The following is a 13749-nucleotide window of genomic DNA, read 5'->3' as shown; positions in this document are numbered from 1 at the left end:
CTTTTACGATCCCAGGAGCTGCCATGAACGGCCCGTTGTCCACGCTGAAAATCCTCGATTTTTCCACCCTGCTGCCAGGGCCTTTCGCCTCCCTGTTGTTGGCCGACATGGGCGCCGAGGTGCTGCGGGTGGAGTCGCCCAGCCGGATGGACCTGGTGCGGGTGCTGCCGCCCCACGACGGTGGTGTCTCCGCCAGCCACGCCTACCTGAACCGCAACAAACGCGGCATGGCGCTGGACCTCAAGCAGGCGGCCGCGGTGGCGGTGGTCAAGCAACTGGTAAGCGAGTACGACATCGTCCTGGAGCAGTTCCGCCCCGGGGTGATGGACAAGCTGGGGGTGGGGTACGCCGCGCTCAGCGCGATCAACCCGCGTTTGATCTACGTCTCGATCACCGGCTATGGCCAAACCGGCCCCTACAAGGACCGCGCCGGCCACGACATCAATTACCTGGCGTTGTCCGGTATCGCCAGTTACACCGGGCGGCGCGACAGCGGTCCCTTGCCGCTGGGGATCCAGGCGGCCGACATCGCCGGAGGTTCGCTGCACGGGGTGATCGGCTTGCTGGCGGCGGTGATCCAACGTCAGGCGACCGGCCTCGGCCAACAGGTCGATATCAGCATGACCGACTGCGCCTTTGGCTTGCACGGCTTGGCCGGGGCGGGCTACCTGGCGGCCGGCGTCGAGCCGGAGTTGGAAAACCAGGCGCTCAATGGCGGCAGTTTCTACGACTACTACCGCAGCCGCGACGGCCGCTGGTTCGCCGTGGGCAGCCTGGAACCGGCCTTTATGCAACTGCTGTGCGCCGCCATCGAGCGCCCTGAGCTGGCGTCCCGCGGCTTGTCGCAGCGCCCCGAGGATCAGCAGGCGCTTAAGGCGCAGATTCAGCTGGAGTTCGAGAAACGCGATTTCGCCGACTGGCGCGAGCGTTTCGCCGCGCTGGATGCCTGCGTCGAGCCGATGCTGAGCTTGGCCGAAGCGGTCGAGCACCCGCAGCTGCAGGCCCGTGGCCTGGTCACCCAGGTGCCCCGTGGCGATCATCCGCCACAGGCGCAGATCGCCTGTCCGATCAAGTTTTCCGCCGGCTTGCCCGCCCCCCGGCATATCGGCGCCGCGCTGGGGGCGCACACCGAGGAGGTGCTGCGCGAACTGGGTTATGCCGCCGAGCAGATCGCCCAGCTGCGGGCCGACAAGGTGGTGGCCTAAAGGCCAGGGCCTGGGGCCATTTTTGCGGCAACGCGGTGCGTGTGGCCAGTGTCCACAGGCTTTAGGTATTTTCCGCCCGGTCGAATGAGCGCAGGGCGGCCGCGGCCGCAGGCGCCGTACCCGAGCCCGGGTCTGCAAAAGCGGCCTGAGGCTGCGTCCACCGGGAGCAAAATTTCCCGCCTCGCATGGCTCGCCAAGTCCAGGGTTTTCAGGCATAAGCCAGGGGCTATTTCATCTGTCTGGGACAACGCATGTATTCGGGTGAAAAATTCAATGCCTGGACCCACCTGGTCGGTGCGGTTCTGGCCTGTCTGGGTGCGCTCTGGCTGCTGGTCCTGGCAGGGCAGGACGGCGATCCCTGGAAGATCGTCAGCGTCGCCCTCTATGGCTTTACCCTGGTCCTGCTGTATAGCATCTCGACCCTCTATCACTGCGCCCGCGGGCCGTCCAAGCGGCTGATGCAGAAACTCGACCACCTGTCGATCTACCTGTTGATCGCCGGCAGCTACACCCCGTTCTGCCTGGTGACCTTGCGCGGGCCCTGGGGTTGGTCGCTGTTCGGCACGGTGTGGGGATTGGCAGTGCTGGGCATGCTGCAGGAAATCAAGCCGCGCTCGGAAGCGCGGGTGCTGTCCATCGTGATCTACGCGGTGATGGGCTGGATAGTGCTGGTGGCGGTCCAGCCGTTGATCGCCGGCCTGGGCACCACTGGTTTCGCCTGGCTGGCCGGCGGCGGGGTGTTTTACACGGTCGGCATCATTTTCTTCGCCTATGACAGCCGCTTCCGCCATTGGCACGGTATCTGGCACCTGTTTGTCATGGCCGGCAGCGCCCTGCACTTTGTCGCGGTGCGTTACTACGTGCTCTAGTGTCCACCGGCCCTGGTGCACATGCCCGACCTGGCGGTGGTGGCTGTCGTACCAACATGCGAGGATCGGCGTTTGCCTCGTGAGGAGTACCTGCGTGCTCGCTGCCCCTATCGAAACCTGGCTTGCCGACCTGCACTTGATCGACCCGGATCGTCATGCCTGGGTACTGCAGGTGCGGGCGCGAGTGCTGGCCCTGGGCCCCGAGGTCGAGGAACAGGTCAAATACGGCGGCCTGGTGTATTCGCGGCCCCTACCGTTATGCGGCATTTTCAGTTACGGCGGGCATGTGTCCCTGGAGTTCAGTCAGGGCGCGGCCCTGGCCGACTCGCATGGGCTGCTCGAAGGGCAGGGCAAGGGCCGTCGCCACCTGAAACTGAGGAGCGCCGAGGATATCGAACGGTGCCGGGTGGTGGCGTATCTCGCTCAGGCGTTCGCCGCCGCAGGCTAAAGGTCCTGGCGGCTGAAAAATCTCATAAATATAAAATAAGGAGCGACTTATGTTGATGACGGCGGCCTGGTGTTTGTTCGCGCTCGGGATCCTGCATGTGCTGTATGGCGTGGTCTGGTTCAAGACACCGGTCAAGGAGGCGTTGGCCCAGGGTTTTATCGGTCAGTTCATGGGCATCGAGGCGCGGCGGTTGGCGTTTTGGTTCATCATTTTCGGCCCGCTGCTGGCCATGGGTGGGCATATCGCGGTGTATGCGGTCAGTCATGCCGATTACGGCCTGATCAAAATCATCGGCTTTTATACCTTCGGTATTTCCCTGGTCAGTGTACTGGCGCTGCCAAAGTCACCGTTCTGGGGCGCCTTGCTGCTGGCCCCGGTTTTTATCGCGGGCGGCTACGGCTGGATTTCCTGAGCGCCCTGGTTGCTCCAACAGCTCCGGCCTGGGACTGGTCGAGGCAACGGCCCGCGTGGTATCAAGGAGCATGCCAGTCTGGCGCTAAACCGCGCTGCGCTGTTTCCACATGAATTCGAGGCAGGACGCCTTATGACGCCATATCTGCTGTTTCTCGCCGTGGCCACCGCCACCGTCTTCAGCCCGGGGCCCGGGGTGCTGATGACCCTGACTAACGCCTTGCAGTCGGGGTTCAAGGGCACCGTCAGCGGTATCCTGGGCATTGCCGTGGGTGCGTTGATCGTCGCGGGCATCTCGGCGACCAGCCTGGGGTTGCTGTTGGCCGCTTCGGCCTTGGCCTTTACGGTGCTCAAGTTAATCGGTGCGGCGTATCTGATCTACCTGGGGGTGAAGCTGTGGCGGGCGCCACCGCTGCACTTCGACACGGGCGTGGCGGCCCGTCCGCGCTTCGGCCGGCGTTTCGTCGAGGGCCTGTCCCTGCAACTGACCAACCCCAAGGCGATCTTCTTTTTTCTTTCGGTGTTTCCCCAGTTTATCGACCCGGGTCGGGATTACGCCGTGCAGTTCGCCAGCCTGGTGCTGACCTACAGCGCGCTGGTGGTGCTGATCCATTGCGGCTACGCGCTGTTCGCCCAGCGGGCGAAAGGCTGGCTCAGCGCACCGCGTGGCGGTCGGCTGCTCAACCGCCTCGGCGGGGCGACCTTTATCGGTTTTGGCGCGGCGCTGGCGACGGCCAAACGCTGATTCCTGGCGGATCGATCCGTTTCTGAACCCCTGTCCACAAGGAACCCCCATGGTCACCTGCTACCTGCGTTATGTGCTCGATCCAACCAAAGTGCGCGAGTTCGAGCACTACGGCAAACTCTGGATTCCCCTGGTGGAGAAATTTGGCGGCCAGCACCACGGCTACTTTTTGCCCTCCGAAGGGGCCAACAATATCGCCCTGGCGCTGTTTACCTTCCCCAGTCTGGCCACCTACGAGCAGTACCGCATCGACTCCATGACCGATGTGGAGTGCCTGGCGGCATTCGGCTATGCCCAGCAGACCGGTTGCATCCTCAGCTACGAGCGCAGTTTTTTCCGGCCGGTGTTCGAGTAGGCACACCCAGGCTTCGATCGAAGCCGCGCAGCCCTGACTTTTCTTAGCGAGATGCTTATGACCCAGCTCCACCTGGTATTTGGCGCCCAAGGCGCCGGTAAAAGCACCTATGCGTTGCAACTGGCCGCCGAGTTCGGGGCGGTGCGTTTTTCCATCGACGAATGGATGGGCGAACTGTATGGCCCCGACATGCCACAGCCCCTGGACCTGCACTGGATCATGGCGCGCGTAAGGCGCTGCGAGCAGCGCATCTGGTCGACGGCCCTGCAGGTCATTGGCACCGGTGGTCGGGTGGTGCTCGACCTGGGTTTTATGAAGGTCGCCGACCGGTCGCGTTTCCTGGCGTTGGCCGAGGCTGAAAGCTACTCGGTGCAATTGCACCCTGTGACGGCGCCGCTGGCGTTGCGCCGTGAGCGCGTACTGGCGCGCAATGCCGCGCGAGGCGAGACCTTTGCCTTCGAGGTGACGCCAGCCATGTTCGATTTTATGGAGTCGCAATTCGAAGCGCCCAGCGCGGAAGAATTGGCCCGGGCGACCCTGTTTAGCACCGCTTGATCGACCGTTACTCCAGCCGTTGCTGGCCGCTGAACACCAGTGGCCCACGGCAGCGCCGACACAGGTAACGGCGCCCCTTGGTCACCAGGGTGTGGCGCTGGGCGGAAAAGGCGAAGTCGTTGTCCGGGCATTGGCAGTGATAGACGTAGCGGGTGGCCTGGCGGCGGCTGATCGCATAGGTATGGCAACGATTGGGCGGCAGGCCGTAGACGCCGCGCATGATCAGCTGCCATTCCTCGCCGTGGGGCTGGATCCGCGAGCCGAACATCTGCCGCGCGACCATATGCGCCACCTCGTGGGCCACGGTCTGCGTGAGGAAGTCGTCGCGGTTTTCCCGGTACAGCTGCGGATTAAAGCGCAGCAGGTTCTCGTCCAAGTGCGCCACGCCGGCTTTTTGTCCGCGCAGCTTCAGGCTGACTTCGGCACGAATGAACCGGCGTTTGAAGAATATCTCCGCTTGTTCATAACAAGCGTCCACGCGGGCATAAAGCAGATCGGGCATACGGGGGACCTCCGGCCGGCAATTATGCCGCAAAACCCCGGCGGGCTGCTGTCACTGGTCGCCTGATGCTTCCATGGCCGTCACCTGGGCCGGCTCCACCTGGCTCCCGCCCAGCTGGCAGTGCCGACAGCCCGGCAGACCGCCGGAATCGGCGCCAGCGGCAGCAGGCTGGCGCCGCTGTTCCCGGGTGCGAACTGCCTCCCGGGCCCGGTCGGGGTGGGGCGGGCAGTGCTGGATCAACGCAGGTCTGCTGCGGCGTTGGCCGGGGCCGCGGCGATACGGGCACTGTCCACAGGCCTTAGGCGACGCGCTTAAGAAAGCCTTGATGGCCGGCCCTGTGCGGTTTGCTTGAGCCTGGGTGGTGATAGGGACGCCCATAAAAAAGCCGCCCTTGGGCGGCCTTTTTAAGTGGGGCTGGTTGGTGGTCAGCTGGTATAGACCGGCCCCACACCGTGGCCCCAGACGATCACCGACAAGGCCATCATGGACACCAGCATCACCAGGCCGACCGCCAGTACCGAGCTGGAGAACAGAAAGCCCTCGTCCTGCGGGATGCTCATAAAGGTCGGGATGCCGACATAAAGCAGGTAGACCGTGTAACAGATCGCCGCGGTGCCGACGAACATGGCCAGCCAGATATTCGGATAAAGTGCGGCCAGGCCGCCGACGAACAGCGGGGTGGCGGTGTAGGCGGCGAACACCACGCATTGCGCCATGCTTGGGCTGGCATCGTAGGTACGGGACATCCAGTTGATAAAGGCGCCCATGACCGCCACGCCCGCCAGCATTGCCAGGTAGGACATAAAGGTCAGCTGCATGGCGCTGCTTTCGGTGAGCATGACCGGCGCCCGGTCACCGATCGACCAGCCGACCTGCGAGGTGCCAATATAGGCGGAGATGGCCGGAATGGCCGCCAGGATCAGTACATGGGTAAGGTACATGTGGCTAATGCTTTCTTCTTCGCCACGGATTTCCTGCCATTCCTGATCGGGATGAGTGAAGAGCCCCCAAACGTGATGAATCATGCCAAACACCTCCTCTTATTATGGCGGTCGCCCCCCGGCGTGTGCCCGCCGCGCACAGGGTGCACAAGACGGGTACAAGGCCGAACCTCTGCGACCGTATGTCGCAGTATAGGCAAGGGCTGGAGAGCAAGCGGGCTGTGGGCTAGAGCGAATCGATCTGTAAACGCTATTGGTAATAGCGTTCCAGTATCTCCATCGCCAGATTGATCGATTGCAGGCGCTCGTGGCTGCCGCCGCGGTCGGGGTGATGTTGGCTGACCAGCTGGCGGTAGCGGTATTTAACGGTGGCCAGGTCGAGGGATGGCGAGGCCGCGTCGAGCTCGAACAGCTGCAGGGCCGCCTGCTTTTCGTCGCCGCCGCGCAGGCGTTGCCAGAAGCTGGCCAACAGTTGCTCCACCTCCCGCTCGCCGGTGTCCTGCAGTTGACTGAGGTCCAGGTAATAGCTGCGTAGCGGGTCGTGCTGGGTCAGTGCCGCCGATTCCGGCTGGTAGGGCAGCAGCTGGATGCACAAGGGGCTGATCGCCAGGTGGCCGCTGCCGCTCTGCCACAGGCGGTCGCGCAGCTGGTACAAGGCGTTGAACAGCAGGAAGTGAGTGCGAAACAGCACCAGCTTGTCGGTCAGGGGCTGCTGCGGCACATGCGGCGACTGGCGCGCCCTGAGCCGCTGGATCAGCCCGTATTCGCTGCAGCCGTCGGGTGCCGCGCGCAGCAGGTCCAGCAGTTGCTGCGCGAGGTCGGATGCGGGGTCCAGGTTGGCGTTCATCGGGCGAGCCTATCACAGGGCGCTGGGGCGGCGATTTTCCGGTCATGGCGAATGTGACGCTGGTACTGCCATGGGGTCGTGGGCTGGGGCTGAGCGGACTTTCTGGGTAAAATGCTCGGCTTTCGTGGCTCCCCGGATTCCAGCGCACCATGGGCACTCTGTCGGTTACTCAGAACAAACTGCAAAAACGCTTGCGCCGCCAGGCCGGCGAGGCCGTGGCCGATTTCGCCATGATCGAGGAGGGCGACAAGGTGATGGTCTGCCTGTCCGGGGGCAAGGACAGCTACACCCTGCTCGATGTGCTGTTGCACCTGCAAAAGGTCGCGCCCATCCGCTTCGAGCTGGTCGCGGTCAACCTGGACCAGAAACAGCCAGGCTTTCCCGAGCACGTGTTGCCGGCGTACCTCGAGTCCATCGGCGTGCCTTATCACATCGTCGAAAAAGACACCTATTCGGTGGTCAAGGAGAAGATCCCGGAGGGCAAGACCACCTGCTCGCTGTGTTCACGCCTGCGTCGCGGCACCCTGTACACCTTCGCCGACGAGATCGGCGCGACCAAGATGGCCCTGGGGCACCACCGCGACGATATCCTGGAAACCTTCTTTCTCAACCTGTTTTACGGCGGCACGCTCAAGGCCATGCCGCCCAAGCTCAAGGCCGACGATGGCCGCAACGTGGTGATCCGCCCGCTGGCCTACTGCAGCGAACGGGATATCGAGGCCTACTCGCAGTTGATGCAGTTCCCGATCATTCCGTGCAACCTCTGCGGCTCCCAGGAAAACCTGCAACGCCAGGTGGTCAAGGACATGCTGCTGGAATGGGAGCGCAAGGCGCCGGGCCGCACCGAGAGCATGTTCCGTGCCCTGCAGAATGTGATGCCCTCGCAACTGGCCGACCGCAACCTGTTCGACTTCGCCAGCCTGCGCATCGATGACACGGCGGCGCCACGCTTCGTCAACCTGACCAATCTCTGAGGCCGTCGGGGCCGCCGCCCGCGGCGACCCTGGCCGCCCACCCTGCAAGGGCTTCCATGCGCGATTACAGCTGGCTGAACCACTACTGCCTCAACCGTTTCGGCTCTGCGGCCGCCCTCGAGGCACGCCTGCCGCAACCGCTGCCCGACGCGCAGTTGCGGGCGCTGAGCGATGACCGTTACCTGTCGCTGATCGCCTTGCGGGTGTTTCGCGCCGGCCTCAAGCACAGCCTGGTGGACGCCAAGTGGCCGGCGTTCGAGCAGGCGTTTTTTGGCTTCGAACCGCACAAGGTGGTGCTGATGGGCGCCGAGCACCTCGAGCGGCTGATGCAGGATGCGCGCCTGATCCGCCACCTGGGCAAACTCAAGAGCGTGCCGCGCAACGCCCAGTTCGTCCTGGACGTGGCCCAGGAGAAGGGCGGTTTCGGCCAGTTGATCGCCGACTGGCCGGTGACCGATATCGTCGGCTTGTGGAAATACCTGGCCAAGCACGGCAGCCAGATGGGCGGGTTGTCGGCACCGCGGTTCCTGCGGATGGTCGGCAAGGACACGTTCATTCCATCCGACGACATGGTCGCCGCGCTCAAGGCGCAAAAAATCGTCGACAAGGTTCCCACCAGCCTGCGCGACCTGGCCGCCGTGCAAGCCGCCTTTAACCAGTGGCACGCCGAAAGCGGCCGGCCGCTGTGCCAGCTGTCGGTGATGCTGGCGCATACCGTCAATCACTGACGCGTTTGCCTGCGGTCGGCCCGGCACAGCGGTGCCCCACCCGCCCTGGCTGCGGTAAGCTGAGGCGTTGGGGACGATCCACGAGAGGGAGGCAGGCGATGGACGAGACCATCCGCAGGGTGGCCGAAAAACTGCAACAGACCGAGCGTATCCTGGTCATTACCGGGGCCGGGCTGTCCGCCGATTCGGGATTGCCCACCTACCGGGGCCTGGGGGGGCTGTACAACGCTGTGACCCAGGAAGGGCTGCCGATCGAAGAGGCCTTGTCCGGCCCCATGCTGCGCCGTGATCCGGCCCTGTGCTGGAAGTACCTGGCCGAGCTGGGGCGGGCGTGCCTGGGCGCCCAGCCCAATGCCGGCCATCATGCCATCGCCCGGTTGCAGCAGGGAAAGCCCCAGTGCTGGGTGCTGACGCAGAACATCGATGGTTATCACCGTGCCGCCGGCAGTGCGGCCGAGCGCCTGATCGAGATCCATGGCGAGCTGTCGCCGCTCTACTGTCAATCCTGCGGTGCCCTTAGCCCGGACCTTGCGGCGCATTTGCAACTGCCGCTGCCGCCCTTGTGCGCCTTGTGCGCCGGGGTGCTGCGCCCGCCTGTGGTGCTGTTCGAGGAAATGTTGCCGGAACCGGCCGTCGATTCCCTCTACGCGCAATTGCGCCAGGGTTTCGAGGTGGTGCTGACCGTCGGCACCACAGCCAGCTTCCCCTACATAGTCGAGCCGGTTACGCGCACCCGTCTAGCCGGGGGATTTACCGTCGACATCAACCCCTCGGTCACGGCGTTAGGGCGCTTAGCCGAGGTGCAAATCGCCGGCAGGGCCTTAGATGTCTTGCCGGAACTCGTGAGTCACATTAAGTTCGATTGAATTTGCAAATAGAGGGCATAGAAGGCATAGTCGCGACTTCTTAGAAATCAGCCACGGTCGTGCCCATGCTAAATCGCTTCGCACCCCTCGTGCCCCTCGCACTCAGTTTCCTGCTGGCGGCGTGTGCCGGCCATAGCCCGACACCCCCAGAGCCACACCCCTTCGACATCGTTTCAGCACCCTTCGAGCCCTCCCTGCTCGACGCCCCCGCCGAACCCATCGCACCCCAGGACACCCAGGAGTGGAAGGATTTCGCCAGCGGCAAACCCTATGTACTGCCCAGTTTCGCCGACAGCATCCTGGCCCATGGTCTGGCGCTGGTGGGCACGCGCTACCGTTTCGGGGGGACTTCGGTCACCTCCGGGTTCGATTGCAGCGGCTTTATCGGCTACCTGTTCAAGCAGGAAGTCGGCATGCAACTGCCGCGTTCGTCCCGCGACATGATCAATATCGATGCGCCCCTGGTGGCGCGTACCGAGCTCAAACCGGGCGACCTGGTGTTCTTCGGCACCAAGGGCCGGGGGCGTGTCAGCCACGCCGGCATCTACCTGGGGGACGACCAGTTCATCCACTCCTCCAGCAGCCGCAGTGGTGGTGTCCGTGTCGACAGCCTGGATGATCGCTACTGGAGCCGGACCTTTATCGAGGCCAAACGCGCCTTGGCCATGGCACCCAGCAGCGGCAAACCGGCGCAACGCTGATCGGCTTGCTGCGCGCGACTTGCGCGCGGCCCCGATGAACGGCAGAGTAGCGCCATCATCGTTCAGGACCGCTTCGTCATGCCTGTTACGGCCCGTATCGCCTTGCTGGTCCTGTTCGCGCTGCTCGGCGCCTGTTCTACCCATTCGCCTTCGTTGGAACCCCATGGCACGGCGCCGCCCGTGGCGTTCTCGCCCGAGGCCGAAGACGTGCTGTTTCGCGCCCTTGGCCTGGTCGGTACCCCGTACCGCTACGGTGGCAACACGCCGGAGGGCGGCTTCGACTGCAGTGGACTGATTGGTTACGTGTACCGCGATGCGGCCGGCCTCAATCTGCCGCGTTCTACCGCAGCGTTGCAAGGCCTGGGGGCGCCGCTGGTGGCGCGCCAGGCCCTGCAGAGTGGCGACTTGCTGTTTTTCGCCACCAACGGCGGCGGCAAAGTCAGCCACGCCGGTATCTATGTCGGGGAGGGGCGATTCGTCCACGCCCCCTCCAGTGGCGGCACGGTTCGCCTGGATAACCTGGGCGAAACCTACTGGCAAAAGACCTACCTGAGCGCCAAGCGGGTGCTGGATCCCGCGCACCTGGCACGCACCCCCTGACGTCCTGCGGTGGCGCGTCGGCGCCACTCCCGGGCGCTTCCACGCATGGAGCCTGGCATGACCAATCGCAGCCTCAACCTCGACGAGGGGCTTTATCAATACTTACTGGACGTCTCGCTGCGCGAGTCGCCCCTGCTGCAGCGCCTGCGCGCGGAAACCGCCGCTTTGTCGGTGGCGCGCTGGCAGATCGCCCCCGAGCAGGGCCAGTTTATGGCGCTGCTGGTGCAATTGACCGGGGCCCGGCGGCTGCTGGAGATCGGCACCTTCACCGGCTACAGCGCCCTGTGCCTGGCCCAGGCGATGCCGGCCGACGGACAGCTGCTGTGCTGCGACATCGACGAGCAGCACACCGCCATCGCGCGGCGCTACTGGCAGGAGGCGGGGCTGGCCGAGCGTATCGAGCTGCGCCTGGCGCCGGCCCTGGAAACCCTGGCCAACCTGGAGCGCTCGGGGCAGAGCGGCAGTTTCGACCTGATCTTCATCGATGCCGACAAGGCCAATTACCCGTCCTACCTGGAGCACGCCCTGGTCTTGTTGCGTACCGGTGGCCTGCTGCTGTTCGACAATACGCTGTGGAGCGGTCGGGTTCTCGAGAGCAATCCGGAAAGTGCCGATACCCGGGCGATCCAGGGCCTCAACCGGCGCCTGAAAAACGACCAGCGTCTGGACCTGTCGCTGCTGCCGTTGGGCGATGGCCTGACGCTGTGCCGCAAGCGCTGAACCAGGGCCTAGGGCGCGGGCCACGCCAGTGCGTAGGTGGCACCGATGGCGAAGACACCACCCTCGGTGTCCTGGTAATCCCAGCGCTCCACCCGCGCCTGCTTGCCGGCGCGGGTATCCAGGTACAGGCGATTGAAGGAGTTCGGCGCCGTGCCGCGCACCCGCGACGACAGCGTGGTGCCGGCCTGGACTATCCAGATATCCCGCGACAGGCTGGGGTACTGGTTGCGCAGCGGCAGCACGTAGGGCAGGTGGATGTGCCCGCCCATGACCAGGTCCAGGCCATCGTCGGCCCAGCGGCTGAGGGCGGCGAGCGCGCCGTGCTGGATGTTCTCCAGGTCGCTGAGTACCAGGGAACCGAAGGGCTGATGGGCCACGACTATCCGCACCTTGCCCGGGTCGCTGCGGCGTAGCCGTTCGCTTACGGCCAGGACCTGCTCGTGGGTGACCAGGCCGTCCTTGTGGCGCTTGGGGTGGGTGGTGTTGAGCCCGATGACCAGCAGTTGGTCGTTTTCGAAGCTCGGCTCCAGGTCGTCGCCGAAATACCGCTGGTAATTGTCGTAGGGCGCCATAAAGCGCGAGACCAGGTTAAGCAACGGCAGGTCGTGGTTGCCCGGGATCACCAGTCGCGCCGGTACGCCATAGCCCTGCAGGCGCTGCAGGAAGGCCTGGGCGGCGGCGAACTGACTGCCCCGCGCGCGTTGGGTGATATCGCCGGACAGCACCAGCAGGTCGGCGCCGTGTTCGCGCACATGGGCTTCCATGGCTGCGACCACCGCCGGTTGCTCGGTCCCGAAATGCGTGTCGGAAATCTGCACAATAGTCGTCATGGCGTACAGCATACCTGCGTTGCGGCAGGCTTCGGCAAAAAATGCCCGGTGCCGCAGCGCGGGTCAACGGGGGACGAAGTCTCCCAGCTCGCGGCTGTAGACATGCTCGCCCAGGGTGCCCTCGGCCGTGAGTTTCTCGACTTCCCGGCGCAGGTCGCCGACCCGTTGCGGGTAACGGCTTTCGCCGATCTTCAGCAACGCCCGCAGCGGCTCGGCGCTGGCCAGCGCGCTGGCGATTTCCGGGCTGCGCGCACGGCCCTGGTGACGGATATCGGCCACCACCAGGCAGATACTGTCCGCGGCCCCATCGAGACGGTACTGCTGGGCATAGCGGGCCATTTTTTCCTTGAAAAAACGGATGCCGACTTCAATCTGCGTCTGCCGGTGCGCCAGGTCGTTCTGCGACCAGTGGATAAAACGCGCGGCCTGGATCACCTCGGTGTCTTCCACCTGGGCGGTGCTCGGGTTCAGGTAGCGCATCAGCGCCTCGGTCGAACTGCTGCTTTCCAGCGCCTGCAAGCCGTGCTCGGAAATTCGGCAGATGCGCCCATCCTTGAGCTGCAGGTCGGGGAAATAGTCCTCGGCTTGGGGCAGTTTGAGCAGCGCGCGAAAAAACTGCACGAAGTCGCCCTCGGGTACATGGGCGGCGAATTGCAAGAAGGTGAAGGTGAAATGCGCGCGGTCGTAGGTGTTGAGCGTGTGGTAGAGCGCGCCCTCGACCACCGCCGTAGGGTGGATCAGGTCGGCCCAGAGGCCGTAGAGCGGGCGATACTCGTCGCGCTGGTAACGTTGTTCGGCAGTGCCGCTGATATTCATCAGCCCCTTGTTGCCTTCGAAACTGACCCGGCGGCCGATGGCGAACTCCTGGCCATCGATGCTGCCCACGTATTTGTTGCCGTCCCTGAGGGTGAAACTGACGATTTTCATCCGAGTCCGCCTTTTTCAGTCGTCCATTGAAAGCGTGCTCCTGAAAATTAGCAGTGCCTTTTAGCGCCTGCCGCCAGGCCGATGGGTGGCCGTGGACCGCGCCGTGATTGACGCTCCGCGGGCAACCCTCTAACCTGCGCGGCTTGCTTCAGGTGCCCCTGCGCGATGCGCAACGGGGTGAAACAGGGAAGCCGGTGCCTTTGCCATCCCCGGGGTTCAATGCCCTTGGCGGGATAGCCAAGCATCCCGGCGCTGCCCCCGCAACGGTAGACGAACCCCCGGTTCGTGAGCCCGGAGACCGGCCTGTCGCAGTCCATGGCATTGCGGAGGGCTTTGTCTGGCGTGTGGGCTCCTGTGCGCGGGTGGCCCCGCGTCTACTGTCTCCGTTTGTTTGACCTGCCAGTCGCAGGTGGCACGACGGAGATTCGCCGATGAACGACCCCACTTCCTTTGCCGACGGGCCTGCGCGGGCTCCCGGGCGGGCTGACGCTGTCCGCCGCCAGGGTTCGCAGGCCATTAGCCGAC

General features: G+C 64.4%; 18 protein-coding genes and 1 riboswitch. Of the genes, 13 read left to right on the top strand and 5 right to left on the bottom strand.

Features of this window, described 5'->3' with window-relative positions; all coding sequences use genetic code 11:
• Positions 1 to 23: 23 nt before the first annotated feature.
• The 7 genes from ABWY06_RS08615 to ABWY06_RS08585 all read left to right on the top strand — a co-directional run bounded on the left by ABWY06_RS08615 (position 24) and on the right by ABWY06_RS08585 (position 4588).
• Positions 24 to 1205 (top strand): CaiB/BaiF CoA transferase family protein, encoded by a 1182-nt coding sequence (locus ABWY06_RS08615; protein WP_353925156.1) that lies wholly within the window; start codon positions 24 to 26, stop codon positions 1203 to 1205.
• Between the two features lie 251 nt (positions 1206 to 1456).
• The gene (gene trhA / locus ABWY06_RS08610; RefSeq protein WP_353925155.1) at positions 1457 to 2074 is read left to right on the top strand and encodes a PAQR family membrane homeostasis protein TrhA; all 618 of its coding nucleotides are present in this window, start codon (positions 1457 to 1459) and stop codon (positions 2072 to 2074) included.
• 94 nt (positions 2075 to 2168) lie between these two features.
• Positions 2169 to 2522: a DUF1801 domain-containing protein gene (locus ABWY06_RS08605; protein ID WP_353925154.1), complete on the top strand. Its 354-nt coding sequence runs from the start codon at positions 2169 to 2171 to the stop codon at positions 2520 to 2522.
• A gap of 49 nt (positions 2523 to 2571) precedes the next feature.
• Complete coding sequence (locus tag ABWY06_RS08600) at positions 2572 to 2934, top strand: DUF6463 family protein (protein WP_353925153.1); 363 nt, start codon at positions 2572 to 2574, stop codon at positions 2932 to 2934.
• 132 nt (positions 2935 to 3066) lie between these two features.
• A complete protein-coding gene (locus ABWY06_RS08595) occupies positions 3067 to 3678 on the top strand; it encodes a LysE family translocator (RefSeq protein WP_353925152.1) in 612 nt (203 codons plus the stop codon).
• A gap of 49 nt (positions 3679 to 3727) precedes the next feature.
• Positions 3728 to 4033 (top strand): NIPSNAP family protein, encoded by a 306-nt coding sequence (locus ABWY06_RS08590; protein ID WP_353925151.1) that lies wholly within the window; start codon positions 3728 to 3730, stop codon positions 4031 to 4033.
• 57 nt (positions 4034 to 4090) lie between these two features.
• Complete coding sequence (locus tag ABWY06_RS08585) at positions 4091 to 4588, top strand: P-loop nucleotide/nucleoside kinase family protein (RefSeq protein WP_353925150.1); 498 nt, start codon at positions 4091 to 4093, stop codon at positions 4586 to 4588.
• 7 nt (positions 4589 to 4595) lie between these two features.
• Here ABWY06_RS08585 and ABWY06_RS08580 read toward each other — a convergent pair whose 3' ends face one another.
• The 3 genes from ABWY06_RS08580 to ABWY06_RS08570 all read right to left on the bottom strand — a co-directional run bounded on the left by ABWY06_RS08580 (position 4596) and on the right by ABWY06_RS08570 (position 6878).
• Positions 4596 to 5090 carry a SprT family zinc-dependent metalloprotease gene (locus ABWY06_RS08580; protein ID WP_353925149.1) on the bottom strand — a complete coding sequence of 165 codons (495 nt, stop codon included), beginning with the start codon at positions 5088 to 5090 and terminating at the stop codon, positions 4596 to 4598.
• A gap of 425 nt (positions 5091 to 5515) precedes the next feature.
• Positions 5516 to 6115, bottom strand: coding sequence for a Yip1 family protein (locus tag ABWY06_RS08575; RefSeq protein ID WP_353925148.1), 600 nt, complete (start codon positions 6113 to 6115; stop codon positions 5516 to 5518).
• Between the two features lie 166 nt (positions 6116 to 6281).
• On the bottom strand, positions 6282 to 6878 hold the full coding sequence (locus tag ABWY06_RS08570; RefSeq protein WP_353925147.1) for a DNA-J related domain-containing protein: 597 nt from the start codon (positions 6876 to 6878) through the stop codon (positions 6282 to 6284).
• 149 nt (positions 6879 to 7027) lie between these two features.
• Between ABWY06_RS08570 and ttcA the strand changes: the two genes are divergently transcribed.
• The 6 genes from ttcA to ABWY06_RS08540 all read left to right on the top strand — a co-directional run bounded on the left by ttcA (position 7028) and on the right by ABWY06_RS08540 (position 11467).
• The gene (ttcA, locus tag ABWY06_RS08565) at positions 7028 to 7852 is read left to right on the top strand and encodes a tRNA 2-thiocytidine(32) synthetase TtcA (protein WP_353925146.1); all 825 of its coding nucleotides are present in this window, start codon (positions 7028 to 7030) and stop codon (positions 7850 to 7852) included.
• 56 nt (positions 7853 to 7908) lie between these two features.
• Entirely contained in the window at positions 7909 to 8580 is a 672-nt protein-coding gene (locus ABWY06_RS08560; protein ID WP_353925145.1) for a DNA-3-methyladenine glycosylase I, read from the top strand.
• A 98-nt stretch (positions 8581 to 8678) separates the two neighbouring features.
• Positions 8679 to 9446 (top strand): NAD-dependent deacylase, encoded by a 768-nt coding sequence (locus ABWY06_RS08555; protein ID WP_353925144.1) that lies wholly within the window; start codon positions 8679 to 8681, stop codon positions 9444 to 9446.
• Positions 9447 to 9511: 65 nt separating this feature from the next.
• Complete coding sequence (locus ABWY06_RS08550; RefSeq protein ID WP_353925143.1) at positions 9512 to 10147, top strand: C40 family peptidase; 636 nt, start codon at positions 9512 to 9514, stop codon at positions 10145 to 10147.
• Positions 10148 to 10225: 78 nt separating this feature from the next.
• Positions 10226 to 10747, top strand: a complete 522-nt coding sequence (locus tag ABWY06_RS08545) for a C40 family peptidase (RefSeq protein ID WP_353925142.1) — start codon at positions 10226 to 10228, stop codon at positions 10745 to 10747.
• Positions 10748 to 10804: 57 nt separating this feature from the next.
• Positions 10805 to 11467 carry an O-methyltransferase gene (locus ABWY06_RS08540; protein ID WP_353925141.1) on the top strand — a complete coding sequence of 221 codons (663 nt, stop codon included), beginning with the start codon at positions 10805 to 10807 and terminating at the stop codon, positions 11465 to 11467.
• 8 nt (positions 11468 to 11475) lie between these two features.
• On the opposite strand, the gene ABWY06_RS08535 is transcribed toward ABWY06_RS08540, so the two are convergent.
• The gene (locus tag ABWY06_RS08535) at positions 11476 to 12297 is read right to left on the bottom strand and encodes a metallophosphoesterase family protein (protein ID WP_353925140.1); all 822 of its coding nucleotides are present in this window, start codon (positions 12295 to 12297) and stop codon (positions 11476 to 11478) included.
• Between the two features lie 63 nt (positions 12298 to 12360).
• Positions 12361 to 13224, bottom strand: coding sequence for a hypothetical protein (locus ABWY06_RS08530; protein ID WP_353925139.1), 864 nt, complete (start codon positions 13222 to 13224; stop codon positions 12361 to 12363).
• A gap of 133 nt (positions 13225 to 13357) precedes the next feature.
• A riboswitch (cobalamin riboswitch) is annotated at positions 13358 to 13545 on the top strand.
• Positions 13546 to 13749 lie beyond the last annotated feature (204 nt).

It is taken from the genome of Pseudomonas sp., from assembly GCF_040514055.1.
In the GTDB taxonomy this organism is placed as follows: domain Bacteria; phylum Pseudomonadota; class Gammaproteobacteria; order Pseudomonadales; family Pseudomonadaceae; genus Aquipseudomonas.
This window is presented reverse-complemented; position numbering and strand designations above follow the sequence as displayed.

What these genes read in the sequence shown, in the direction of transcription:
- ABWY06_RS08615 (WP_353925156.1), top strand. Translation starts at nt 24, where the DNA reads ATGAACGGCCCGTTGTCCACGCTGAAAATCCTCGATTTTTCCACCCTG.
- trhA (WP_353925155.1), top strand. Translation starts at nt 1,457, where the DNA reads ATGTATTCGGGTGAAAAATTCAATGCCTGGACCCACCTGGTCGGTGCG.
- ABWY06_RS08600 (WP_353925153.1), top strand. Translation starts at nt 2,572, where the DNA reads ATGTTGATGACGGCGGCCTGGTGTTTGTTCGCGCTCGGGATCCTGCAT.
- ABWY06_RS08595 (WP_353925152.1), top strand. Translation starts at nt 3,067, where the DNA reads ATGACGCCATATCTGCTGTTTCTCGCCGTGGCCACCGCCACCGTCTTC.
- ABWY06_RS08590 (WP_353925151.1), top strand. Translation starts at nt 3,728, where the DNA reads ATGGTCACCTGCTACCTGCGTTATGTGCTCGATCCAACCAAAGTGCGC.
- ABWY06_RS08585 (WP_353925150.1), top strand. Translation starts at nt 4,091, where the DNA reads ATGACCCAGCTCCACCTGGTATTTGGCGCCCAAGGCGCCGGTAAAAGC.
- ABWY06_RS08580 (WP_353925149.1), bottom strand. Translation starts at nt 5,090, where the DNA reads ATGCCCGATCTGCTTTATGCCCGCGTGGACGCTTGTTATGAACAAGCG.
- ABWY06_RS08575 (WP_353925148.1), bottom strand. Translation starts at nt 6,115, where the DNA reads ATGATTCATCACGTTTGGGGGCTCTTCACTCATCCCGATCAGGAATGG.
- ABWY06_RS08570 (WP_353925147.1), bottom strand. Translation starts at nt 6,878, where the DNA reads ATGAACGCCAACCTGGACCCCGCATCCGACCTCGCGCAGCAACTGCTG.
- ttcA (WP_353925146.1), top strand. Translation starts at nt 7,028, where the DNA reads ATGGGCACTCTGTCGGTTACTCAGAACAAACTGCAAAAACGCTTGCGC.
- ABWY06_RS08560 (WP_353925145.1), top strand. Translation starts at nt 7,909, where the DNA reads ATGCGCGATTACAGCTGGCTGAACCACTACTGCCTCAACCGTTTCGGC.
- ABWY06_RS08555 (WP_353925144.1), top strand. Translation starts at nt 8,679, where the DNA reads ATGGACGAGACCATCCGCAGGGTGGCCGAAAAACTGCAACAGACCGAG.
- ABWY06_RS08550 (WP_353925143.1), top strand. Translation starts at nt 9,512, where the DNA reads ATGCTAAATCGCTTCGCACCCCTCGTGCCCCTCGCACTCAGTTTCCTG.
- ABWY06_RS08545 (WP_353925142.1), top strand. Translation starts at nt 10,226, where the DNA reads ATGCCTGTTACGGCCCGTATCGCCTTGCTGGTCCTGTTCGCGCTGCTC.
- ABWY06_RS08540 (WP_353925141.1), top strand. Translation starts at nt 10,805, where the DNA reads ATGACCAATCGCAGCCTCAACCTCGACGAGGGGCTTTATCAATACTTA.
- ABWY06_RS08535 (WP_353925140.1), bottom strand. Translation starts at nt 12,297, where the DNA reads ATGACGACTATTGTGCAGATTTCCGACACGCATTTCGGGACCGAGCAA.
- ABWY06_RS08530 (WP_353925139.1), bottom strand. Translation starts at nt 13,224, where the DNA reads ATGAAAATCGTCAGTTTCACCCTCAGGGACGGCAACAAATACGTGGGC.